Origin of the sequence: Actinoallomurus sp. CA-150999 (genome assembly GCF_050942425.1) — a bacterium.
GTDB lineage: Bacteria > Actinomycetota > Actinomycetes > Streptosporangiales > Streptosporangiaceae > Actinoallomurus.
This window is the reverse complement of sequence record NZ_CP192063.1, coordinates 5091569-5113718: the sequence shown is the minus strand read 5'-3', so window position 1 is coordinate 5113718 and position 22150 is coordinate 5091569. Positions and strand designations below refer to the sequence as shown.

Here is a 22150-nt window from a genome sequence, read left to right as displayed (position 1 = left end):
GCCTTACACCCTCTCCAACCAGAGACGACAGGGGGCTGACGTGCGTCTCAAGGGCATCCCGAAGATCACAACGCTGCAGGCGACTAAGCACAGCCCCCAGCGCTTCCGCGTTCGGTGGGGCCGGGGGACAAAGAGTTATACCAACACCGACAAGACCGAGGTCCTGCGCTTCGCCCTGGATCTGGTCGCCAACGACTACTGCGATCCCCGTGAACTGGGGAAGACCTACGGCAGCAGGCCACGCAGGGCGTCGCGGGCCACCGGCCCGGTCAAGACCCAGACCCGCACCTTCCGGGCGGTCGCCGACCTCTACCTCCAGACCCGGACCGCCGATCCGGGCTACCTCCGCAAGTACCGCTACGCGCTGAACAAGCACTGCTACCCACACTTCGGCGACAAGCACATCAACGACATCCGCGTCGAAGACGTCGATGCGGTGATGCAGCAGGCCGACCTGGCCGCCAGCACCCTCAAGGTCCTGATCGGCGGCAGGCTGTCACCGATCTTCGACTACGCCATTGACCGAGAGTGGCGAGAACGCGCCAACCCCTGCCGGGCCGCCCTCAAACAGATCAGCGACAGACGCACGATGAAACCTGCGCTCGAACTGCAGGACGCGCCGATGTTCCTGGACCACTGCTACGGCGTTTCCGAACTGCTCGGGGACTTCGCGACCCAGCTGTATGGGACCGGCCTTCGATGGCAAGAGGCCGCGGTGCTCACCGCCGGGGCGATCAATCTGGATCGCCGGATGCTCCGGATCCGCCAGGTCGAGCGAGCAGGTATCGAGGGCGGGACGAGAGTCGCCACCGACCGAGGAAAATCCGACAACGCCTTCCGGGACGTCCCCCTCCCCGCCAGGACGACGACCCGCTCATCGTCATGATCAAACGACGGATCCAAAGCCGCAAGGCGAGCGACTGGCTGTTCACGGCCCCACGCGGCGGGCGGATCTACCGCAGCCTTGCAGAACGCGGCTTCGCCACAACCCGCGAAGCCGCCCTCGTCCAGCATGGCTACGACCATCGCATCACCCCGCATGCCCTGCGGCGGGGTTTCAGCCAAGCCGTACAAGATCGGGGCGCCACCGCCGATCAGATCAAAAGGCTCCTGGGACACACCCGATTGACTGGCGCTACCAGCCACTACGCGGTTGATCGCCTGACCGATCCCCAAATAGCCGAGCTCCAACCTTTTATCGCCGACCTTACCTGGCGCCACAGCGACGGCGATAAAATACAACGACGGTTCCGGCGACTGCACCCAGTCGCCTGACACACCTCCCAAAAGCCGACCGCAGGCAATCCAACGCGTCACGAGTGGGTCGTTCGCGGACCCCGCATCAACTAGCACCGTGTCGCGAGCGGATCGCGTGATCAAGGGCAGAACGGGTCGACAGGCACCGCTGCAGATCCCAAGTCAGTCTGCCGCATCATAGAAAAACACCTGCTCGATCCGGTCAAGATCCTTGATCCGGTACACGATGCGGTTCGATACGCGCATGAACGGTATCCGCTTCTGGCGGCGCAGCTCGTACAACGTGTCGCGATTACAACCAAAGCGTTCGGCAAGACGGACCTCGGTAATATAAATCTCCGGATCCGGCTCTGGGGGACGCCGGGGATACTTAGACGCCACGGTTCCATTCACCCCTCTCCAGCTGAGCATGCCCAGCCAAGCCATGGACATGTAAGGCACCGCTCCGTACAACGACCAGACGCCGACCCGGCAGGGTCAACGACCGCATCGAGACGCAGATCGGCGAGTCGTCACCTTAAGGCGAGAGGATCAGCAACGGGTAAGCACGGCGTCAGCAGATGGGCCCGACATGCCCAAAGGTAGCGTCTCCCCACTTTGACCGCAGCAGGGGCACCGCGGCGGTGCCGAACAAGCGCCGGGCCGAAGACGATCACCACGACACTCACAGGAACCTCCGAGTGTAGATTCCCATACGGCCCATCCGAGGGTTCTTCGCGTCGCCGAGGGAACACCGACAACAGGTGGATCAAGCCCTGTTCACGATCGTCGCGGAGACCTATCCGCGGCCCCACCGGCAGGGTCTGCACCCCGGTCAAGCACTCGATCCCGAACGCCGCGCCAACACATCCGTAGTCATCATCAACTGCATGGCACTTCATACCGGGCCCCGGCGCTCCGTGGCCGGCCCTTCGCCGACCGGCGCCCGGGTAGATGTTCTTGGACACCGCTTGCTCCGGGCCCGACTCGACCACCGGATGGCTTCCAGCGCGGCGTGGTCGGCAACCGGCTTCCGGCCCTGTACGCCACCCGGGCCCCGTCTGGTCCCACTGGTCACCAACGGCGCCCATGCCGGGTCTCACGGCCACGATCGAAACGTTTCTGCTGGGTCTGGGCCGTGGTCTGTCCGGGTGCCAGCCGGGCGGCATGCTGGTCCAGCGCCTCGCGGCTCATGTCGGCCCGCCCCCAGCCCTCTGGATCAACCCTCAAGCGCGAACAGCGTGAGAGCCGTGGCCTGCATCGACCACTACGGAGTGTGACATCAATGATGTAACCGTTACGCGTAACGCCCCGAACCGCACCGGGCCAGGCGATCTGATCGTGACCGATCCGTAGTCCCCAGCACCCCACACCGGCGCGGGTTGATAGGCTGTTACTGCTGCTCAGGCGAGGGAAGCCTGGTTGACCCGGGAAAACGGTGAGTCTTCCCAGGGTTGGATCAAGGCCAAGACGGGAATCTTGTCTCGGTATCCAGCGTTCACGCTAGGAGAACGCAAGCCGTCTGGGAGGCACGTCACGATGGCCGAGCGCGCACTTCGCGGCACCCGCCTCGGAGCCACGAGCTACGAGAATGATCGAAACACCGACCTGGCCCCTCGTCAGGAGGTCATGTACGACTGCCCGAAGGGCCACCGGTTCACCGTCATCTTGGCCGCTGAGGCCGAGGTGCCGATGACCTGGGAGTGCCGGAGCTGCGGCGCCACCGCCCTGATGGTCAACGGTGAGATGCCTCAGTCCAAGAAGGGTAAACCGCCCCGCACGCACTGGGACATGCTCATGGAGCGCCGCACGATCGAAGACCTCGAGGAGGTCCTGGCCGAGCGATTGGCCGTTCTGCGCGCCCAGCGCAGGAGGACCGCGTAACCGAACACCGAACGCACACGAGCCGTGCCGTACGCCCCTCGGCGGCACGGCTCGTGCGTGTTCTCAGCGCCGCTCGCCCCGACGGTCGTCCTCGATGACCTCGCCGCGCACGACCTGCGGCCCCGGACCCGCACCTGGCTCCGGCTCGTTCGCCCCGGGTCCGTACATCCCGCTCAGGTCCCCGAGCCGCAGGCCGGCCCGGCGGCGCGCCGCCGACATCCGCCGTCCGACGTACCACGACAGCAGGCGGCGTACGAGCGGCCGGGTGAACGGCAGCACGAACAGGAATCCAAAAACGTCCGTCACGAAGCCGGGCGTCAGCAGCAGCGCCCCGCCGACCAGTACGAGTCCGGCGTCGGCGAGCTCGCGGTCGGGCATGCCGCCGTTCCCGAAGGTCTCTTTCAGCGCCCGCCACGCCCGGCGGCCCTCATGCCGGATGATCCACGCTCCCAGAAGGCTCTCGGCCAGCAGCAGCGCGACCGTGGGCCAGCCGCCGATCAGCTCGCCCACCTGGATGATGACGTAGATCTCCAGGACGGGCAGCAACAGGAACGCGAGGAACAGCACCGCAGGGAGCATGTCTCCATTGTGACGTGCCGAATGGATGCTTCACCGACGCGGCCGGGGGACGAGTTGGCCGTGCGGAGAGTTCCCGCTTCGCTCCCGGCGGACACGCCGCGCCCGCCCGGCGTCGACGGCGGCCGGCCCCGGCCACGCGCACCTCTTCCGGGAAGCGCCCTTCCGGCGTTTAGGATCTGTAGACACCGGATCAGGAGGTGGCTCTCATCGCCGGCGCGCCATCGGGCTCCGGGTCCGCCCCGGAATCCCGCATCGACAACACCGTGCCCCACTCGGCCCGCGTCTGGAACGTCCTCCTCGGCGGCAAGGACAACAACTGACCTACGGCTGGCCTGGGCATTCCTGGCCGTTCCGGCGTAATCCGGTGCGGTGGTGTCTGTCCAGGCCAGTCGGCGTTTTGGGGGTGCTGGCGTGCGTGTGGGTTCGGGTCTGCTGGGGGGCGTTCCGGCCCGTTCGGGTGACGTGGTGATGACGGGGCGGGGGTCTGGTCATCGCGCGTCATCGGGGGTGTTGACCGGTGACGGTGGGACGTTGCCGGATCAGCTCAAGCGGTGCGGGCGTTGGGTGGGCGGGGCCGTGAGGGAGGGTGGACCGGGGCGGCCGCTGGCGCGGCTTGCGGTGAGGGCGGGGGCGCGTAGCCTTGCCGGGGCGAACGGGCACGGTGTGCCGCTGCCCGCGATGGCCGAGTGTGCGTCCCCGTAGGAGGCTCGCCGTAAGCCGTGTCAGTGGACGTTTTGGGCGACCCGGCTGGGCCGTGAGCTTGGGACGTCTCACGGGTCGCGCAACCGGGGCTCTCGGGTCGGCTCCGCGCCTGACCTTCTGATCAGCGTTCGGGGTAGGCGCGGAACGCTTTGTCGATGGCGTTGCGGGTCCGCGCGTCTTCGAGGCGGGTCTCTAGCGGGTTGTCTCCCCAGTCGGTGAGGCTGACGTGGATGATGCCGTGTCGTGCAACGGTCTGCACGGGCCGGTCCAGCAGCTTGCCCGCGTCGCGACCGATGCGGCGGTAGCGCGCGAGGTCTTCGTCATCGGTGTAGCGGGCGTCTAGGCCTCCGGTGCGGCGGAGCTGTTCCGCCCACTGGGCGACGAGATTGGCGTGGTCCTGGTCGTGGCTCACGGTCCGTGCCTTCCGGGCGCGGTCTTCCCTCTGTTGAGTCTCCATCAGCTCACCACGACGCACTACAGCGATCATTCAGCCCGAGGTGACCTTCTTCGCCCCGGTCTTCGACCCACGCCGAACAGATGGGAAGCCTTGCCGCCGAGGTCCCCCACTGTCGCTGCATGCCGCCGCAGGGTGATCTTGATCCGGAGGGATTGGTTGATCATCTATCCTGCTGTGGATCGATGCCGAACGCTTACGGGAGTGGATCGAACGACTACCGTTGGCCTGCTTGATCGGAGAAGAAATGCCCGAAGACACGGGAACGCTCAGGCCTAGGGGTCTGGCATCTGGGCGCTTTGATGGTCCGCCGTCGGCCGACAGACGCGGTGACCGGATGATCTACCGGGATGCCGTCGTGGCGCATGTGGATGGATTCCGCCCTCTACTGCTTGACTTGGTAACGCCCGTCGGCGGCGGACCGGTCCCGGTTGTCTTGTGGATCCATGGCGGAGCTTGGATGCGTGGGACCAATAAGCCGTACCCCACGCCGGTTCCGGTGGATCTCATCCGAGACGGTCTGCTGGACGCTGGCATCGCTGTCGCCAGTGTCCAGTACAGACTCAGCGCAGAGGCGATTTTTCCCGCCCAGTTGTACGACGTGAAGGCTGCCGTGCGCTGGCTGCGTCACCACGCGGTCGAGCTTGGACTTGATCCTGGTCGATTCGGGGCCTGGGGTGACTCGGCCGGTGGGCATCTCGCTGCTCTACTCGCTGTCACCGGGCATCGCGGGGACCTTGAGGGCGATCTAGGTGTGACGGGTGTGAGCAGCGCCGTTCAGGCTTGTGTCGACTGGTACGGTCCAGCGCATTTGGCCAGTATGCAGGCTCAGTCGCATCCGCTGGCGACCGATGACTATGATGCTCCCGACTCAGTTGTATCCCGCTTGCTCGGTGCGCCGGTGCAGACGGTGCTGGAGCGCGCCGCCATCGCCAGTCCGGTCACGCACGTGTCTTCCGGAGCAGCGCCGATTTTGATAATTCATGGCGTCGAAGATCGGCTCGTTCCGGTCGATCAGAGCAGGATGCTCGCCGATGCCTACGACCGCGCAGGTGCGAACGCTCGGTTCATGCCTATCGATAATGCCGATCACGTTTTCGAGGGTGTTGACCATCGCCCGCTGGTCAAAGCCAGCGTTGACTTCCTCTCAACAGCGCTACGGGTGGAGTGAACGAGCGTTTGTACAGGGCCTGATCCGGTCCTACGGACGCTGGCGCGGCGGTCGGGCTGCGGTTCGTGTCGGGGACGGAGGGCGGGGTGGCAGGCCGCCGGGACGGGCGAGGACGGCGCGGAGCGCCGCCCGCAGCCCGGATTCCGGCGGGCCTGCCGATTCCCGCCCGGCCGTTCTCTGACTACGGGAGGTGAGGCCGGTTGATGGCCGTAGGCGACCCCGGAGGGGCGAGCGAAGTTGGTCTGCGGGCAGAAGATCGCCCTGGGGCGGCTGCACGCCGGACAGACCATCACCGTCCACGTCGCCGAGACCGTCTTCACCATCGACCTGGGCACCGACGACACCCGCACCGTCCGGCGAACCACCACCACACCGGTGCGGAACACCAAAGCCCACCGGCCCCGCAAGGCCGGCCATGGTTCCTAGCCCACCCGTCAAGCATCAGCCGGGACACAACTGTCAAACATCAACCGGGACTAGACAAGACTTCAACCGATGCAGAGACAGCCCGCCCGTCCAGAGACGGGCTCAGCTAGATGCCGGTGTCTCGACGTGGCCGGACTCCCAAAGCTCGGCGACGTGGTACGCGAAGCGGTCGTAGAGTCCTTCGTTCTGGTGTCGCCGGATGTGCAGCATCGGTGAGTCGTGCCCGACCAGCCTGGCGAGGTGTGGGGTGACGAGCATGTCTTCGTCGAAAACGAAGACGCTCATGGCGATGTGCTCGTCGCTGAAACGGGTCTCGATCCCAGAGACTCCCTCCAGTTTGGAGAGCTCATCGAGTGTGACCCTAATCCGTGTGCTCACTGTCAGCGGCACAGCTTCGAGTTCTTCCCGATGCCGGGTGATCTCGCTGTCCGGGTCTCCGACGAGGAACCGGATGCGGCAACCACTCTCCGCCTTGCGCCGGAGGACGTTTCGCAAGCTGGGGTGCTCCAGCCACAAGAAGTAGTTGGTGTGGCTGACCTGGGATCGGGTCGACCTGGAGGCACGGACGGTCAAGGTCGACCGGCAGATCACTCCGCGCGGCATGTTCGGGCTTCCCAAGACCAAGCGGTCCAAGCGGGTCGTCCCGATGCCTGACATGGTCGCTGACGCGCTGATCAAGCATCGCGCGGGCTTCCCCCCGACGCGCCAAGACATCGCCCACACGGACGGCTCAACCGTGCGTGACGCGGAACTGGTGTTCACGCGGGCGAACGGCAAAGCGGGCAACCACCGTGACATGTCCCGCGCGTCCCAGATCGCTCGGGCCTGCCGGACGCGGTCACCTTCCACACACTCCGCCACACCTACGCCTCCCTCCAGATCGCCGCAGGCACGTCACTGACCGCGCTTCAACGGCGCATGGGGCACGGCTCCATCCATGTCACCTCCGACATCTACGGGCATCTCCTGCCGACCGAAGATGACCGGACGCGCTCCGCCATCGATGACGCGTTCTCCGGCGATGACCCCGACGACGGCGGCGCGGGCGTACCGGCACGCGCCTGACCTGCACGAACGCAGCGAGGTGACAAAACGATGACGCGGTCCAGCTACCTCCACGTAGGGCAAGCCTCCTACCTGCGGAAACACGGCCATGCTGCGTCAGTGGGACACATGGACAACTACCCCGTCGACCGCGCGGCCGCCGAGCGAATCTGCGCCGCCTTCCCCGGCATGGCCGACATCGCCCGCCACTCGCGGCACATGCTCGCCCGTGCCGTCCGTCACTTGGCGGGCGAGGCGGGGATCCGCCAGTTCCTGGACATCGGGACCGGCCTGCCCACGGCCGACAACACCCATGAGGTCGCCCAGCGGGTGGCCCCGGAGTGCCGCGTCGTCTACGTCGACAACGATCCGCTCGTGCTCGTGCACGCCCAGGCACTGCTCACGAGCAGCCCGGAGGGAGTCACCGACTACCTGGAGGCGGACGTCCGCGATCCCGACCTCATCCTGCGCGAGGCCGCCAGGACGCTGGATTTCACCCGGCCCGTCGGCCTCATGCTGATGGGCATCCTCGGCCTGGTCCCCGATGACGAGGAGGCGCGCTCGATCGTGCGGCGGCTGGTGGCGGCGCTGCCGGCCGGAAGCCACGACGGGACCGACACCGATCCGGCGTACGTCGAGGCGATCCGCGCGTACAACGCGGGCAGCGGCGCGGTCCCGTACACGCCCCGCGGCATGGAGCAGATCACCGGGTTCTTCGACGGCCTGGAACTGCTGGAGCCCGGTGTCGTGTCCGTGCCCCGGTGGCGCCCCGAGCCGAACCCCTGGGGCGAGCCGCCCGAAGTGGCCTGCGCGGGCGGCGTCGCGCGCAAGGGCTGAGCCCTGGTGGAGATCGGTTCCGTGGCCGGTCCGTCCTCTTCCGGGTACGGCGCGCGGCCCAACGGGCACCGGTTGACGGCGATTTGAACACCGCGTCGGCGTAGTGGCCCAGGCCCCGGGTACCGCTTCCTATCGAAAGAAAACAGCAGGTCAACGGGGGGTTACGATGCTGAGGCTCATGCGCCGCGCCGGAATCACGTCCGACATGATGTACATCGCCGGCTTCGGATCGATCATGGCGTCGATCGCCAGCTGGGCGATGTCGATGCGAGCCGAGAAGGCCGGTATGGACCGGGCGGACCGCTGGGGGATCTTCGTCGGCGAGTGGGCGCCGACCTTCTTCGCGCTCGGCGTCGCCCTGCGGATGGAGGAGGAGTACGGCGAGGAGACGCCGAGTGAGCGGGCCGAGCGGATGAAGCACCGCGTCCGGGAGGCGATGCCGGTGGGCTGAGCCCCGCACGTACCGGAGAAGGTCACCGGAGCTCCGGTTGGCCGGACTTCCACGGCTCATCCGGCCCATGACGGCCCTCCTGCGGCGGTCCCTGCCGTCCGGCCAGGACGCCTACGGCTGGGAGCTGAAGTGGGACGGCGTCCGGGCCGTCGCCTACGTCCAGGAGGGCGGCCTGCGGCTGAGGTCCCGCAACGACAGGGACATCACACACTCCTACCCCGAGCTGGCCGGCCTGGCCCGGGTGCTGCCCCGCCCCGCGATCCTCGACGGCGAGATCGTCGCCCTGCGCGACGGCCGCCCGAGCTTCGCGACGCTTCAGCTGCGGATGCACGTCCAGCACCCCGGCGAGCGGCTCGTCCGGTCCGTGCCGGTCCAGTACTACCTGTTCGATCTTCTCCATCTCGACGATGAGTCGCTGCTGCCGTTCCCCTACACCGAGCGGCGGGACCGCCTGGACGCGCTCGGCCTCGATGAGGAGCCCGTACGCGTGCCGCCCTGGTGGCGCGGCGACGGTGAGGCCGTCTTCGCCGTGGGCCTGGCCCAGGGCCTGGAGGGCGTCGTCGGCAAGCCACTGCGGTCCCGCTACCACCCGGGGCGGCGCGGGCCCTGGATCAAGGTGAAGAACGTCCGTCACCAGGAGGTCGTGGTCGCCGGGTGGATCCCCGGGGCGGGCCGCCGCGCCGACCTGATCGGATCCCTCTCGCTGGGCGTCTACGACGGGGACCGTCTGCGGTACGCGGGGAACGTGGGCACCGGCTTCACCGAGGCGGACCTGCGGGACATGGCCGCGCGGCTGGCGCCCCTGGCCCGGGACGAGGAGCCCTTCGACCCGCCGGCGCCCCGCGAGGTCGCCCGGCGCGCGCACTGGGTGCGGCCCGCGCTGGTGGGCGAGGTCGCGTTCGGCGAGTGGACCCCGGACGGCGTCCTGCGGCACCCGAGCTGGCGGGGGCTGCGCCCGGACAAGCAGCCCCGTGAGGTCCACCGCGAAGACCCCGGTTGACGCCCTTCCCTCCTGTATGCGCGAAGGCCCGGATTCGTGGCTTCTCCCGATGTTCTTCCGGCGTGTCCATTTGCGGGATCATGGTGTTGGAAGCAGAGTTTCCCCGGCGTCCCGGCCGGTCCCGATCCGGCGGCCCGCGCGACGGGTCGCCGCTCGTTCCCCTCACCTCTGGAGTGTCCTCGTGCGCAAGCATGTGCTCGTTCTCGTCGCCGTGTCCGGCCTGGGCCTGGCGGGCTGCGGCAGCGGATCCGCGCATCATGACAAGACCGCCGCATCCGCCAAGACCGGCGGCGCGGCCGCCGGCGTTCCGCTGCCCACCGCCTCTCCCAAGGGCGACAGCGACGCCCCGACGTGCACGACCGTCTCGTACCGCGTCACCGGCGCGGACGTGCAGGTCACCGCCCAGGTGGGCAAGACCCCCATCACCCTCAACTTCGAGGCCGACGACGCCGACGACAACCCCGTCACCGGCGACCCGGCGACCTCGGGCGTCACCTACGCCTTCAAGGGCGGCGACACCCGGCACACCCTGCTGATCAAGAATGTGCGCTCGTTGAACCACGTCACCGTCATCGGCCTGGGCACCGACCAGAACGACTCCTGCCGCGCCTACGCGGGGTAGCGCGCCCTCGAGGCGGCCCGGGCCGGGCCGCCCCGATACGCTCCACCGGAGTCGGCGTGAACCAGCGCATAACGGCACCGCCGGCGACCAGGCGCCCCCTGACCGCCGGCACCGACTTCCGGAGGACGGATCATGCGAGTGCACCTGGCGTACGGCGAGTCGGGGCTGGACATCGACGTGGCCCGCGAGGTGACCACGGTGGTCGAGCCCGTTCACCACGAGGCCGCCGCCGACCAGGTCGCCCTGGTGCGCGCGGCGCTGCGTCACCCGGTCGCCGGGCCGCCGCTGCGCGAGCGGGTACGCCCCGGTCAGACGGTGGCGATCTCGGTCTGTGACGGCACTCGGCCCCAGCCCCGCCGGCTGGTCGTCCCGGCGCTGCTGGCCGAACTCGACGGCGTCGTCCGGCTGGAGGACGTCGTGATCCTGATCGCCACCGGCACCCACCGCGGCAACACCGACGCCGAACTACGGCAGATGTTCGGCGACCAGGTCGTCGATGCCGTACGGATCGTCAACCACGACGCGCGGCGCCTCGACGAGCTCACCTGGATGGGACGGTTCGGCAAGGACGTGCCGGTGTGGCTCAACCGCGAGTGGACCGAGGCCGACGTACGGATCACCACCGGCTTCGTCGAGCCGCACTTCTTCGCGGGGTTCTCCGGCGGGCCGAAACTCGTCGCCCCGGGGCTGGCCGCGCTGGAGACCGTTCTCGTGCTGCACGACGCCGCCCGCATCGGCGATCCGCGGGCGACCTGGGGCGTCACGCACGGCAACCCGGTCCACGACGACGTACGGGCGATCGCGGAGGCCACCGGGGTCACCTTCGCCATGGACGTGGTCCTCAACCGGGACAAGGACGTCGTGGCCGCCTTCGGAGGCGACCTGTCGCCGATGCACGCCGCCGCGACGGCGGCCGCGAAGCGCATGGCGATGCGGCCCGTCCAGGCGCCCTTCGACGTGGTGGTCACCACCAACTCCGGCTTCCCCCTGGACCAGAACCTGTACCAGGCGGTCAAGGGCATGTCCGCCGCCTACCAGGTCGTCCGCCCGGGCGGCACGATCGTCTGCGCCGCCGAGTGCCGCGACGGTTTCCCCGACCACGGCTCCTACCGGGAGGTCCTGGCCTCCGCGTCCTCGCCGCAGGAGCTGTTCGACGCCATCAGCGCCCGCACCGAGACGGTGCCCGACCAGTGGCAGGTGCAGATCCAGGCCCGTATCCAGTCCGGCAGCCGGGTCGTCATGCACACCGGCCACCTCAGCGACGCCGACCTCGCCACCGCCCATCTGGAGCAGACCCGCGACATCTCCGCCACCGTCGCCGCCGCCTTGGCGGCGGCAGGCCCCGGCGCCCGGCTCTGCGTGCTGCCCGAGGGTCCGCAGACGATCCCGTACCTGGCCGGGACGGCGCGATGACCGGGCGGCCGGGGCATCGCGCGGTGGGCTGAGACAGGCCCTAGGCGTGGCTCAGCGGCGGCCGCGGCCGGTGAGGCGGCCCAGCCAGTAGGCGAAGCCCCACTGGGCGATCCGCGTGAACGCCTCGATCATGATCGAGCGGCTCATCTTGCTGGCACCGTGGGTGCGTTCGACGAACCGGATCGGGACCTCGGTCACCCGCAGGCCATTGCGCACCGTGCGCAGCGTCAGGTCGACCTGGAAGCAGTAGCCCTGCGACGAGACACCGTCGATGTCGATCTTCTGCAGGGTCGTCGCGCGGTAGGCGCGGAATCCGCCGGTCGAGTCGCGCACCGGGAAACCCAGCATGATCCGCGCGTAGAGGTTCGCGCCCCGCGAGATGATCTCGCGGTTGATCGGCCAGTTCTCCACCGTTCCGCCGCGGGTCCACCGCGAGCCGATGACCAGGTCGGCCTCGCCGAGCGCGCTGAGCACCCGGGGCAGCTCCTCCGGCTGGTGGGAGCCGTCGGCGTCCATCTCGACGAGCACGTCGAAGCCGTGCTCGATCCCCCAGTGGAAACCGGCGATGTACGCCGCGCCAAGGCCCTCCTTGCCGGCCCGGTGCAGGACGTGGACCTGCTCGTCGTCGTCGGCGAGCGCGTCGGCGATCTTTCCGGTGCCGTCGGGACTGTTGTCATCGGCGACCAGGATGTCGGCCTCGGACACGGCGGCGCGCACCCGGCCGACGATGCTCTCGATGTTCTCCCGCTCGTTGTACGTCGGGATGATCACGAGCACCCGCCCGATGTCCTCCATGATCTGCACCGGTCAGGCCTTCCTCGTCCGTGTTCTCCAGCCGGCGGCGACCGCGGCCGCAAATCCCAGCAGCGCCAGCACCCACTCCGGCGCGGCACCCAGGTGATCAGTAAGGGTACGCGAGGTGCGCAGTGGCACGCTGCGCACCTGAATATCCGGAGTGAATTCCTTTGACTGCGTCAGAACCTTGCCATCCGGGGCGATGATGCCGCTGATCCCACTCGTGGAGGCCACGAGCACGCTGCGCCCGTGCTCGATCGCGCGCATCCGCGACATCGCGAACTGCTGCGGCGGCAGGCTCGTCTTCCCGAACGTGGCGTTGTTGGTCTGGACAACGAGCAGCGGGGCGTCGGCGACATCCCGCACGAGTCCGTCGTAGGCCACCTCGAAGCAGATGACGTCTCCGATTTTCACCGGACCGAGCTGAAGGGATCCGCGTGAACGGCCCTTGACGAATTCCCCAACCCGATCGAAACGGGTGATGAGCTTTTTCAGCAGGCCCCGGAAGATCGGGATGTACTCGCCGAACGGCAGCGGGTGGCGTTTGACGTAGTAGGCGCCGGGCCCGGTGGTGGGGCTCCAGACGATCCCGCGGTTCTCGACGTGCTCGCCGTCGCCCGCGTCGATGACGGCGCCGACCAGCACGGGCACGCCGATGTCGCGAACCGCCGCGTCGATCACCCCGCGGGCCTGGTCGTCGGCGTACGGGTCGAGGTCGCTGGAGTTCTCCGGCCAGATGACCAGGTCGGGCCGCGGCAGCTTCCCGGCGCGGACCTGCTCGGCCAGCCGGTGCGTCTCGCGGGCGTGGTTGTTCAGGACGGCCTCGCGCTGGCCGAGGAAGTCCAGGCCGGCACGGGGCACGTTGCCCTGCACGACCGCGACCGTCACCTTGCGTCCGCCGGTCGGGCGGGGGACGAACATGCCGATCAGCCCGAGCGCGAGCACACTGGCCAACCCCACCGCGACCCAGCGGAGCGGGCGCCCCGGGGCCGTGCCCGGCGCGGGGTCGGCGGTGGCGGGCTCGGCGGCGTCAGTGTCAGCGTCGGCGATCGCGTCCTCGACCGCCTCGGGGCGCGCGGCGGCCGTCCGGCGGCGCCACAGGAGCAGGACCACCGCGGCCAGCAGCCCGCCGGTGAGCGCGGTGACGAAGCTGACCAGCGGGGCGCCGCCCAGCGAGGCGTAGCCGGTGAGTGGCGAGGCGCTCTGGCTGAACGCCAGCCGCGCCCAGGGGAACCCGCCGAACGGCACCCGGCCTCGGACCAGCTCCTCGGTGATCCATAGCGCGGCCGTCCACACGGGCCAGCCGGGCAGCCGGGTGACGAGGGCGAGGCCGGCGCCCAGGAGCGCGAAGTACAGCGCCTCGAAGATGCTCAGTGCGATCCACGCGTCCAGGCCGACGGGCCGCAGGCCCTCGAAGGTCGGGAAGCAGAACGCCAGGCCGAACAGCATGCCGAGCGCGAGCCCGCGCCGCCAGGTGCGGCCGCGGAACAGCAGCGCGAGCATCGCCGTGGCGACGGGTGCCAGCGGCCACCACCCGATCGGGGGGAACGCCGCAGCCAGCAGCAGACCGGCCACCACCACGCCCGCCGGGCGCGGCAGCCAGGCCGGAACTCGCGACGCCCGGCCGCCTTCGACGGCGGCGGGCGTCTTCTCGGCGAGCATCTCTGACGCCACCGGCACTCCTCATCAGGTCGGACCTTCGGCGGAACGCTACCCGGGATACGGGCACGCCGCTTCTTAGGGATGATCCCACTTCCGGGCAGAAGCCGCAGCGCCCGGGGATACGGAAGATGGACGCCGGGCGGCAGGCGGCCGTACGAGAGGCCCCGCCGGACTACGCAGAGTACCCGGGCCGGTGGATCGCAAGGGCAACGGAAGAGGACCGCGGCCGACGGAACGCGAGGAGGCGGAAGCCGTCCGAGGCCAAAAGGGGCGAAAACGGAAGAGGACCCGGGCGCTCCCTTCGAACCGGACCCGTCTCGTCGGCGGCGAGCGCGTAGTCCGTTGTCTGATGGGTGCCCAGGCCCTTACCGAGTTCCACCCCCCGCCGGCCGGGGTGCTCCGGCCTTGGGCGGTCGCGAGATCGTGCGTCTGGCACGGACGGATGGGCGCCTGAGCCGGCGCGTGCTCGCAACCCCCGTCGCGGCGCAAGATTCGCGGCGCCCCGGTCGGCCGACCGGTCAGTCCTGCGGTGGACGTTCAGGCAACCTATCGAGATCCGGAGCGATGTCAAGGCGGCCCCGACCTGCGGATTGCCACGTCTCCGCAGGTCAGCAGGGCCGTGACAGGACCTGGAAATCCCTCGGATCCGTGCCGTTCATCGCGTGTCGGTCCGCCGCTCACGTTCCGGCGTGCGGTAGGACGACCGTCCCGGTCGCGGTCACGACGACGATCGGCTCCGGGAGGACCTCGGCGGCGGACGGGCCCTTGTCCGGGCGCGCCCGGCACACGACCCGCGCCTCGAACGCGACGGTGCGGCTGCGGCGCCCCGCCCGGACCACCGTCGCGGTCGCCTCCAGGACGTCTCCGGCGCGGACGGGCGCGCGGAACTGCACGTCGTCGTAGGAGGCGAACAGGCCCTCGTCGCCGCCGTCGCGGATGCACACCTCCGTGGCGACGTCGCCGAACATGCCCAGGACGTACGCGCCGTCGACGAGGTCACCGCCGTAGTGGGCGTGGGCGTAGGGGACGTACCGGCGGTGCGTGACGGTCAGGCCGACGCGCGGGTCACCGCCCTCGGGTGCGGTGGTCACGCGGCCTCCAGACGTGCTGCGCTCATGATTCACTCGCTCCGCTCGCTCATGCGTCCTCTGCGGGGTTCTCGGGGGTCCAGCTGGGCAGCAGGGCGTGCACGAGGTAGCCGGCGACCTCGCCGGGGGTGGTGCCCTTGCCGAAGATGCGGTCGACGCCGAGCTCCTGCTCGGTGACGGTGTCGAAGCGCGGTCCGCCCGCGATGAGCAGCGGCCGTCCCATGCCGGGCCCGACCGCGGTCGGATAGGCGGCGTGGAAGGCCGCGGCCATCTGCTTGGTGTTGTGGATGTGGGCGTTCTTCTGGGTGACGACCTGGGAGACGAGCACGGCGTCGGCGTTCTCGGCCTTGGCCCGCTCGACGAGCTCCTCGACCGTCACCTGGGCGCCCATGTTGATCACCTGGATCTCGCGGTGGTACTCCAGGCCCTTCTCCCCCGCGAATCCCTTGACGTTGAGGATCGCGTCGATGCCGACGGTGTGCGCGTCGGTGCCGATGCAGGCCCCCACGACGACCATGCGGCGGTTCAGGACGCTGCGGATCGCCAGATCGATCTCCTTGCCCGACAGCAGCGGGTACTCCCGGCCCTCGGGCACCTCGATGCCGACGTAGTCGATGAGGTGGTTGACCTTGCCGTACACGATGAAGAACGTGAAGTTCGGCCCCATCGCCTTGGAATGCACGACACTGGCCGGATCCAGGCCCATCTTCCCGGCCAGCTGGAGGGCGGCCAGCTCGGCGCGTTTCCCGGCGGGCACGGGCAGGGTGAACGACACCTGCACCATCGCGTCGCCGGTCGTGTCGCCGTACGGCCGGATGATCGACGGCAGGTCCTGGACGTCGGGCCGGTCGGTCCTGGTGGCGTCCTGCGGTCTCATTCTGCGCTCCCTGCGGTCGTCGGCACGGCGGCCGCGTGCGGGTCCTCCGACTCCAGGATCTCCAGGACGGGGTTGAGGTAGCCGTCGGCGCGCTCGACGACGCCGTCCAGGCCCTTGCCGCCGTCGGCGGGCCGGCGGGTCACCCCGAACGTCCCGTCGGCGATCGCGGCCAGCAGCGTGTCGTCGCAGATCCGCTCGAGCAGGTCGACGGACTCGGACAGCACCTGCCGGGCACGCCGGACGATGAACCCGTCCGGACGCGGGACGAAGTCCTCGGCGAGGGCGCCGCAGGCGTCCCGGACGTACCGGACGTTCTCCAGGGCCAGGTCGCGGTCGGACAGCCAGGGGGTGTGGATGCCCTCCGTCATCATCCCGATCAGGATGATCGACTGGCCGGTCATCACGCCGGCGAGGTTGAAGAAGGCGTCCAGCAGGTAGCCGGCGAAGATGTTGCCGGTCATGTGCTTGGTCGGCGGCATGTACTTCAGCGGCGCGTCCGGGAACAGCTCCCGTACGAGCTGGGCGTGGGCCAGCTCCAGGCGGAAGGAGTCGGGGATCGCCGGGTTGATCTCGAAGGCATGGCCGAGGCCGAGCTGCCAGTCGGCCAGGCCCGCCTCCGTGCCGAACCGCTCGTTCAGCAGCTGGCTGACGACGACGGTGTGGGCGGCGTCGACGGCGTCGGCGGTGGTGAGGTAGTTGTCCTCGCCGGTGTTGATCACGATGCCGGCGCGGGCGTGGATCTGCCGCGAGAACCGCTGGTCGATGAAGGTCCGCCGGGGGTTGATGTCGCGGAAGATGATGCCGTACATGCAGTCATTGAGCATCATGTCGAGGCGCTCGAGCCCGGCGAGCGTGGCGATCTCGGGCATGCACAGACCCGACGCGTAGTTGGTCAGCCGCACGTACCGGCCGAGCTCGCGGGAGACGTCGTCGAGCGCGCCGCGCATGAGCCGGAAGTTCTCCTGCGTGGCGTACGTCCCGGCGTACCCCTCACGAGTGGCGCCCTCGGGCACGTAGTCCAGCAGCGACTGCCCAGTGGAGCGGATCACCGCGACGACGTCGGCGCCCTCGCGGGCGGCGGCCTGCGCCTGCGGGATGTCCTCGTAGATGTCGCCGGTGGCCACGATCAGGTAGATCCAGGGCTGGCGGGGGTCGCCGGTCTCGCGCAGCATCGCGGCACGTTCGGCACGGCGCGCGTCGATGCGGCCGATGCCGTGGCGGGCCGCGCGGCGAGCGAGCTCGGCGGCCGTGTCGGCGTCGCCGCCGGCCGGCAGGCGGAAGGTCACCGCGCCCAGCGCGGCGGCCCGCGCCAGGTCGCCCAGGTCCTCGTACGGCTCGCGCAGCAGGGCGTCGAAGACGGGTAGCGCCACGCCGTGCTCCAGGCCCACCTGGTCGCGTACGGCGTCGACGAGGTGGTTGACCCAGGGCAGGCCGTCGGAGTCCGCGCCGGTGAGGCCGGCCAGCCGCAGCTGCGCCCGCTCCACGGACACGGTCGTGTGGGTGCGGGCCATCTCGATCACCGGCCGGGCGGCGCGCTCGGCCAGTGCCCGGGCCTTGCGCACCACCTGGGGGTCAAGATCCAGTTTCGTCATTCCGTCTCCACCCGATCCTCGAAGATCTTGCGCAGGCTCGGCTCGGCGCGCAGTAGGTCCAGGGCCAGCTCCGCGTGACCGGGGACGTACCCGTTTCCGATCAGCATGGTCACGTCGGCCGCCAGCCCTTCGGCGCCGAGCGCCGCCGCCGAGAACGACGTTGCCATCGAGAAGAAGATCACCGTGCCGCCGGAGGCGGTGGCCAGGATCGCGCCGTGCTCGCAGCCGGGGACGTCCACGCACACGACCGTGACGTCGGCTCCGGTGCCGCCGACGGCCTCGGCGAGCGCGATCGGGTCGCGGGCGTCGGCGAGCACGACCTCGTCGGCCAGGCCGGAGGCGCACAGCCGCGCGGCCTCCGTCTCGTTCGGCACCACGCCGACGGTCCGCTTGGCGCCGGCGCGGCGGGCGGCTGCCAGGGACAGCGAGCCGCTCTTGCCCGCCGCGCCCAGCACCGCCACGGTCGGCGAGGCGTAGGAGCCGACGACGCGGGAGGTCAGGGCGGGTGCGCCGCACACGTCGAGGACGGCCAGGGACAGCTCGGGCGGCAGGTCGGCGGGCAGCTCGGCGGCGATCGAGCGGGCGAACAGGATCGCGTGCCCCTCGGCGGGCACCTGTTCGCTCCGTCCGTCCCAGCGGGCGAGGCCGTCGGTGATCTTCAGCGGGGTGAGCGTCAGGGAGACCAGGGTGGCCACGCGCATGCCGGGCCGCAGCCCGAGCGGGGAACGGGGTCCGGCCTCGTCGACGACGCCGATCAGCATGCCGCCCGAACCGGTCACCGGGTTGTGCATCTTCCCGCGCGTCTCGATGATCTCGGCGACCTCGGCACGGATCCGGCCGGGATCGCCGCCGTGCTTGGTGTGCAGCTGCCGGTACGAGGCGGCGTCCAGGTTGAGCCGCTCGACCCGCAGCCGTACCTCGTCGTCGTGGATCCGGGGGTCGGTGTCGAGGCGGTCGGCCGCCTGCGGCAGCACGCCCGGCGGTTCGGCGACCCGGTGCAGACCGACCGGAGAACTTCTCATCCCTCACCTCGCTGACGGAAAATCTTCTGGGTACGCTTGGCTCTAGAAGAATATTTCTCGTATCGTCAGGCTAACGCAAGAGTTCATCCTGGAGGGCATTGTGACCGCTGTCGCCGCGGAGTCCGCGCACGCGCCCGGAGGGCACCCGCAGCCGTACGCCTACCGTCACCACGAGCTCGTCGAGCCCGACTGGCGGCGGTTCCCCGGCTGGCGTGCGGTCACCGCCGCGGAGTGGGAGTCGGCACAGTGGCAGCGCTCGCACTGCGTGAAGAACATCCGCCAGCTGCGCCAGGTGATGGGCGACCTGCTGAGCGAGGAGTTCTACGCCGACCTGGAACGTGACCAGCGCGAGCGGGCGACCATGTCGATGCTGGTGCCGCCGCAGATGCTGAACACGATGGACGTGAGCTCGACGGAGGCGTTCTACGCCGACCCGGTGCGCCGCTACATGCTCCCGGTGTTCAGCGACCGGCGCACCGACTGGCCCTCCCACCCGGTCGCCAGCCGCGACTCGCTGCACGAGGCGGAGATGTGGGCGGTCGAGGGCCTCACCCACCGCTACCCGACCAAGGTCCTCGCCGAGCTGCTCCCGACCTGCCCGCAGTACTGCGGGCACTGCACCCGCATGGACCTGGTCGGCAACTCCACCCCGCAGATCGACAAGCACAAGTTCACGCTGAAGCAGCCCGACCGGGTCCAGACGATGCTGGACTACATGCGCCGCACCCCGCAGGTCCGCGACGTCGTCGTCTCCGGCGGCGACGTGGCCAACATGCCGTGGGCGCGCCTGGAGTCCTTCGTCGACCAGCTGCTCGACATCGACAACATCCGCGACATCCGGCTGGCCACCAAGGCGCTGATGGGCCTGCCCCAGCACTGGCTCCAGGACGACGTACGCGCCGGCGTCGAACGCCTGGCGACCAAGGCGCGTTCCCGGGGCGCGCAGCTGGCGATCCACACGCACGTCAACACCGCCCAGTCGATGACCCCGCTGGTCGCCAAGGCCGCGCGGGCGATGCTCGACGCCGGCGTCCGCGACGTGCGCAACCAGGGCGTGCTGCTGCGCGGCGTCAACACCACCGTCGAGGAGCTCCTCGACCTGTGCTTCGCGCTGCAGGACAACGGCGTGCTGCCGTACTACTTCTACCTGTGCGACATGATCCCGTTCAGCGAGCACTGGCGGCTGTCCCTCGGCGAGGCGCAGCGCCTGCAGCACGGGATCATGGGCTACCTGCCCGGCTTCGCCACGCCCCGCATCGTCTGCGACGTGCCGTACGTCGGCAAGCGCTGGGTGCACCAGGTCGCCGAGTACGACACCGAGCGCGGCATCTCCTACTGGACCAAGAACTACCGGACCGCCCTGGAGAGCGACGACCCGGAGGCCCTCAACCGGCGCTACGAGTACTACGACCCGATCCACACCCTGCCCGAGGCGGGGCAGGCCTGGTGGCGCGCGCACGCCCGCGAGATCCCCGGCAAGGCCGCCGACCTGGCCGCCGCCAGCCGCACGGCCTCCGAGGCCCTGATCACGGACTGACCGAGGGCGCCGCGGGGGCGGGCCCTCAGGACACCGCGAACCCGTCGCAGCCGACGTAGTAGGCGTCCCCGTTCGGGTGGACGTGGTACCAGATCACCGTCCAGTCGCCGGTCTGCAGGTCGTACGCCCAGTCCTTCGGCTGGGTGAAGTCCCGCGGATAGTGCAGCGTCACCCAGGCGGATCCCGTCACCTGGACCGGCCGGGTCTTGACGACCCCGGTGACGTGGTTACCGCGCAGCGCGACCGGGGGACGCATCTCGGCCGCGACGTAGTAGCCGCCGGGCGCACCGTTCTGTGCCCGGAACGCGACGTCCGCGCTGGTCTTCGGCTTCGCCGGTTCGCGGGGAGCCGACCACTGGAGTCCCAGCGCGCCCGAGGAGCCCTCGGTACGCACGGCGGGTGCGCACCGACCGCCGGACCAGGCGAGCGCGTCGAAGTCCGGGTCGGTCTCCTTGGCGAAGACGTCCGTGGGCTTCCCGGCGGACGTCGGCCGGGTCGGCGAGCCGGTGGCGCCGGTGCCCGGGGAGCCGGTGCCGGTGCCCGGGGAGCGGCCGCCGGTCCCGGCCTGCCCCGAGTGGGTGCCGCCCTTGTCGCCGAGGCCCGGGGCGAACTGGAAGAGCAGCACGCCCGCGACGACGGCCGCCGCCGCGCCGCCGCCGATCACCCCGAACAGGGTCCGGCGGGAACGGACGACCGGCACCGATCGGGTGGTCGTCTCGCCGTGGCCGGGCGGGACGAGGCCGTGGGCGACCGCCGTCGGAAGGTCCGGCGGCGGGGCCTCGGTCAGCTCGAGCAGCCGCCGGTACGCCGGATCGTCGGCGATCGCGCCCTGGACGCCGCACAGAGCCGGCACCTGCCCCGCGGCGGGCCGCGCCGCCGGATCCTTGTCCGCGCACCGCGCGATGAGCCCGGCCAGGCCCGGGTCGACCCCGGCGACGTCGACGGGCGCGTGAACGCTGCGGTACATCACCGCGTGCACGTCGCCGACGCCGAACGGCGGGCGTCCGGTCGCCGCGTACGCGATCGTCCCGGCCAGCGCGAAGACGTCGGCGGCCGGGCTCATCTGCTGCCACCGGATCACCTCCGGCGCGAGATACCCGGGCGTGCCCGCCGCCGCGCCGGTGTGCGTGATCGCCGTCTGGTCGTCGCCCCGGGCGATACCGAAGTCGATCAGACGCGGGCCGTCCGGGGCGAGGATGACGTTGTGCGGCTTGAGGTCGCGATGCTGCACCCCGCGCGCGTGAACGTCCGCGAGTGCCTCGCCGAGCGCGGCCATCAGCCGCAGGCAGGTCGCGACGGGCAGCGGCCCGTACCGCGCCACGGCCTGCGACAGGGTCGGTCCCTGCACGTACTCGGTGGCCAGCCAGTACGGAGGCGCGTCGAGGCCGGCGCCGACCAGCGCCGCGGTGAACGGGCTGCGCAGCTCCCGTACGGTCGCCACCTCGCGCCGGAATCGCGCCAGCGCCTCGGGGCTGTCGAAGTCACTGCGGATCACCTTGATCGCGACGTGGCGGCCACCCGGGGACAGCCCGAGGTAGACCTGTCCCATCCCACCGGCGCCCAGCCGGGCCAGCAGTCGGTACCCTCCGGTCTCGGCCGGGTCGCCGGCGCGCAGTGCCTCCATGGTCGGGCTGCTCCGTGATGATCTGTTCGTGCACGCCAGCCGTGCATCCGGGCGATCTTAGCGATCATGAGCCTCGTTCCGGCAACTCTCGATCACCGCCGATGAGCGGTCCGTGACCGGTTCCGACGGCCGCC

General features: G+C 69.9%; 25 protein-coding genes. 14 read left to right on the top strand and 11 right to left on the bottom strand.

The genetic code is table 11. From position 1 onward, the window contains the following. Window positions 1-40 precede the first annotated feature (40 nt). Both ACQP2O_RS23955 and ACQP2O_RS23950 read left to right on the top strand, forming a co-directional pair. Window positions 41-886: a phage integrase central domain-containing protein gene (locus ACQP2O_RS23955; RefSeq protein WP_433189196.1), complete on the top strand. Its 846-nt coding sequence runs from the start codon at window positions 41-43 to the stop codon at window positions 884-886. Beyond that, complete coding sequence (locus ACQP2O_RS23950; RefSeq protein ID WP_433189194.1) at window positions 883-1275, top strand: tyrosine-type recombinase/integrase; 393 nt, start codon at window positions 883-885, stop codon at window positions 1273-1275. The genes ACQP2O_RS23955 and ACQP2O_RS23950 overlap by 4 nt, the downstream gene beginning before the upstream one ends. Before the next feature lie 144 nt (window positions 1276-1419). Here the strand turns inward: ACQP2O_RS23950 and ACQP2O_RS23945 are convergent, their stop codons facing one another. Continuing rightward, the gene (locus ACQP2O_RS23945; RefSeq protein WP_433189192.1) at window positions 1420-1689 is read right to left on the bottom strand and encodes a helix-turn-helix domain-containing protein; all 270 of its coding nucleotides are present in this window, start codon (window positions 1687-1689) and stop codon (window positions 1420-1422) included. Between the two features lie 1086 nt (window positions 1690-2775). Between ACQP2O_RS23945 and ACQP2O_RS23940 the strand changes: the two genes are divergently transcribed. After that, window positions 2776-3120, top strand: coding sequence for an RNA polymerase-binding protein RbpA (locus ACQP2O_RS23940; RefSeq protein ID WP_252783493.1), 345 nt, complete (start codon window positions 2776-2778; stop codon window positions 3118-3120). 63 nt (window positions 3121-3183) lie between these two features. Here ACQP2O_RS23940 and ACQP2O_RS23935 read toward each other — a convergent pair whose 3' ends face one another. Next, complete coding sequence (locus ACQP2O_RS23935) at window positions 3184-3699, bottom strand: FxsA family protein (RefSeq protein WP_433189188.1); 516 nt, start codon at window positions 3697-3699, stop codon at window positions 3184-3186. 197 nt (window positions 3700-3896) lie between these two features. On the opposite strand from ACQP2O_RS23935, the gene ACQP2O_RS23930 reads away from it, so the two are divergent. Further along, a complete protein-coding gene (locus ACQP2O_RS23930) occupies window positions 3897-4019 on the top strand; it encodes an SAM-dependent methyltransferase (protein WP_433189186.1) in 123 nt (40 codons plus the stop codon). Window positions 4020-4522: 503 nt separating this feature from the next. Here the strand turns inward: ACQP2O_RS23930 and ACQP2O_RS23925 are convergent. Then, on the bottom strand, window positions 4523-4858 hold the full coding sequence (locus ACQP2O_RS23925) for a hypothetical protein (protein ID WP_433189183.1): 336 nt from the start codon (window positions 4856-4858) through the stop codon (window positions 4523-4525). Window positions 4859-5102: 244 nt separating this feature from the next. On the opposite strand from ACQP2O_RS23925, the gene ACQP2O_RS23920 reads away from it, so the two are divergent. Both ACQP2O_RS23920 and ACQP2O_RS23915 read left to right on the top strand, forming a co-directional pair. After that, on the top strand, window positions 5103-6026 hold the full coding sequence (locus tag ACQP2O_RS23920; RefSeq protein WP_433191146.1) for an alpha/beta hydrolase fold domain-containing protein: 924 nt from the start codon (window positions 5103-5105) through the stop codon (window positions 6024-6026). A gap of 237 nt (window positions 6027-6263) precedes the next feature. Then, window positions 6264-6452 carry a hypothetical protein gene (locus ACQP2O_RS23915; protein WP_433189180.1) on the top strand — a complete coding sequence of 63 codons (189 nt, stop codon included), beginning with the start codon at window positions 6264-6266 and terminating at the stop codon, window positions 6450-6452. 102 nt (window positions 6453-6554) lie between these two features. Here the strand turns inward: ACQP2O_RS23915 and ACQP2O_RS23910 are convergent, their stop codons facing one another. Next, a complete protein-coding gene (locus tag ACQP2O_RS23910) occupies window positions 6555-6947 on the bottom strand; it encodes a DUF5919 domain-containing protein (protein ID WP_433189178.1) in 393 nt (130 codons plus the stop codon). A 31-nt stretch (window positions 6948-6978) separates the two neighbouring features. Between ACQP2O_RS23910 and ACQP2O_RS23905 the strand changes: the two genes are divergently transcribed. The 7 genes from ACQP2O_RS23905 (at window position 6979) to larA (ending at window position 11819) form a co-directional block, all read left to right on the top strand. Beyond that, window positions 6979-7353, top strand: coding sequence for a hypothetical protein (locus ACQP2O_RS23905; RefSeq protein ID WP_433189175.1), 375 nt, complete (start codon window positions 6979-6981; stop codon window positions 7351-7353). Continuing rightward, window positions 7278-7517, top strand: a complete 240-nt coding sequence (locus tag ACQP2O_RS23900; RefSeq protein WP_433191144.1) for a tyrosine-type recombinase/integrase — start codon at window positions 7278-7280, stop codon at window positions 7515-7517. The genes ACQP2O_RS23905 and ACQP2O_RS23900 overlap by 76 nt, the downstream gene beginning before the upstream one ends. Before the next feature lie 108 nt (window positions 7518-7625). Next, window positions 7626-8333, top strand: coding sequence for an SAM-dependent methyltransferase (locus tag ACQP2O_RS23895; protein ID WP_433191142.1), 708 nt, complete (start codon window positions 7626-7628; stop codon window positions 8331-8333). A 178-nt stretch (window positions 8334-8511) separates the two neighbouring features. Then, complete coding sequence (locus tag ACQP2O_RS23890; protein ID WP_433189173.1) at window positions 8512-8784, top strand: hypothetical protein; 273 nt, start codon at window positions 8512-8514, stop codon at window positions 8782-8784. A 67-nt stretch (window positions 8785-8851) separates the two neighbouring features. Beyond that, window positions 8852-9784 carry a non-homologous end-joining DNA ligase gene (gene ligD / locus ACQP2O_RS23885; RefSeq protein WP_433189170.1) on the top strand — a complete coding sequence of 311 codons (933 nt, stop codon included), beginning with the start codon at window positions 8852-8854 and terminating at the stop codon, window positions 9782-9784. Window positions 9785-9965: 181 nt separating this feature from the next. After that, on the top strand, window positions 9966-10406 hold the full coding sequence (locus tag ACQP2O_RS23880) for a hypothetical protein (protein ID WP_433189167.1): 441 nt from the start codon (window positions 9966-9968) through the stop codon (window positions 10404-10406). A gap of 132 nt (window positions 10407-10538) precedes the next feature. Beyond that, on the top strand, window positions 10539-11819 hold the full coding sequence (larA, locus tag ACQP2O_RS23875; RefSeq protein WP_433189164.1) for a nickel-dependent lactate racemase: 1281 nt from the start codon (window positions 10539-10541) through the stop codon (window positions 11817-11819). Between the two features lie 51 nt (window positions 11820-11870). Here the strand turns inward: larA and ACQP2O_RS23870 are convergent, their stop codons facing one another. From ACQP2O_RS23870 to ACQP2O_RS23845, 6 genes are all read right to left on the bottom strand, one after another. Continuing rightward, complete coding sequence (locus tag ACQP2O_RS23870; RefSeq protein WP_433191140.1) at window positions 11871-12614, bottom strand: polyprenol monophosphomannose synthase; 744 nt, start codon at window positions 12612-12614, stop codon at window positions 11871-11873. A gap of 12 nt (window positions 12615-12626) precedes the next feature. Then, window positions 12627-14288, bottom strand: coding sequence for an apolipoprotein N-acyltransferase (lnt, locus tag ACQP2O_RS23865; protein WP_433189161.1), 1662 nt, complete (start codon window positions 14286-14288; stop codon window positions 12627-12629). Window positions 14289-14953: 665 nt separating this feature from the next. Next, window positions 14954-15367, bottom strand: a complete 414-nt coding sequence (locus ACQP2O_RS23860) for a hotdog domain-containing protein (protein ID WP_433189158.1) — start codon at window positions 15365-15367, stop codon at window positions 14954-14956. A gap of 46 nt (window positions 15368-15413) precedes the next feature. After that, the gene (locus ACQP2O_RS23855) at window positions 15414-16241 is read right to left on the bottom strand and encodes an OAM dimerization domain-containing protein (protein WP_433189155.1); all 828 of its coding nucleotides are present in this window, start codon (window positions 16239-16241) and stop codon (window positions 15414-15416) included. After that, window positions 16238-17833, bottom strand: coding sequence for a lysine 5,6-aminomutase subunit alpha (locus ACQP2O_RS23850; RefSeq protein ID WP_433189152.1), 1596 nt, complete (start codon window positions 17831-17833; stop codon window positions 16238-16240). The genes ACQP2O_RS23855 and ACQP2O_RS23850 overlap by 4 nt, the downstream gene beginning before the upstream one ends. After that, complete coding sequence (locus ACQP2O_RS23845) at window positions 17830-18855, bottom strand: L-erythro-3,5-diaminohexanoate dehydrogenase (protein ID WP_433189149.1); 1026 nt, start codon at window positions 18853-18855, stop codon at window positions 17830-17832. The genes ACQP2O_RS23850 and ACQP2O_RS23845 overlap by 4 nt, the downstream gene beginning before the upstream one ends. Window positions 18856-18955: 100 nt before the next feature. Here ACQP2O_RS23845 and ACQP2O_RS23840 point away from each other — a divergent pair, with 100 nt between their 5' ends. Continuing rightward, complete coding sequence (locus tag ACQP2O_RS23840; RefSeq protein ID WP_433189147.1) at window positions 18956-20392, top strand: KamA family radical SAM protein; 1437 nt, start codon at window positions 18956-18958, stop codon at window positions 20390-20392. Window positions 20393-20417: 25 nt separating this feature from the next. On the opposite strand, the gene ACQP2O_RS23835 is transcribed toward ACQP2O_RS23840, so the two are convergent. Continuing rightward, entirely contained in the window at window positions 20418-22016 is a 1599-nt protein-coding gene (locus ACQP2O_RS23835; protein ID WP_433189144.1) for a serine/threonine-protein kinase, read from the bottom strand. Window positions 22017-22150 lie beyond the last annotated feature (134 nt).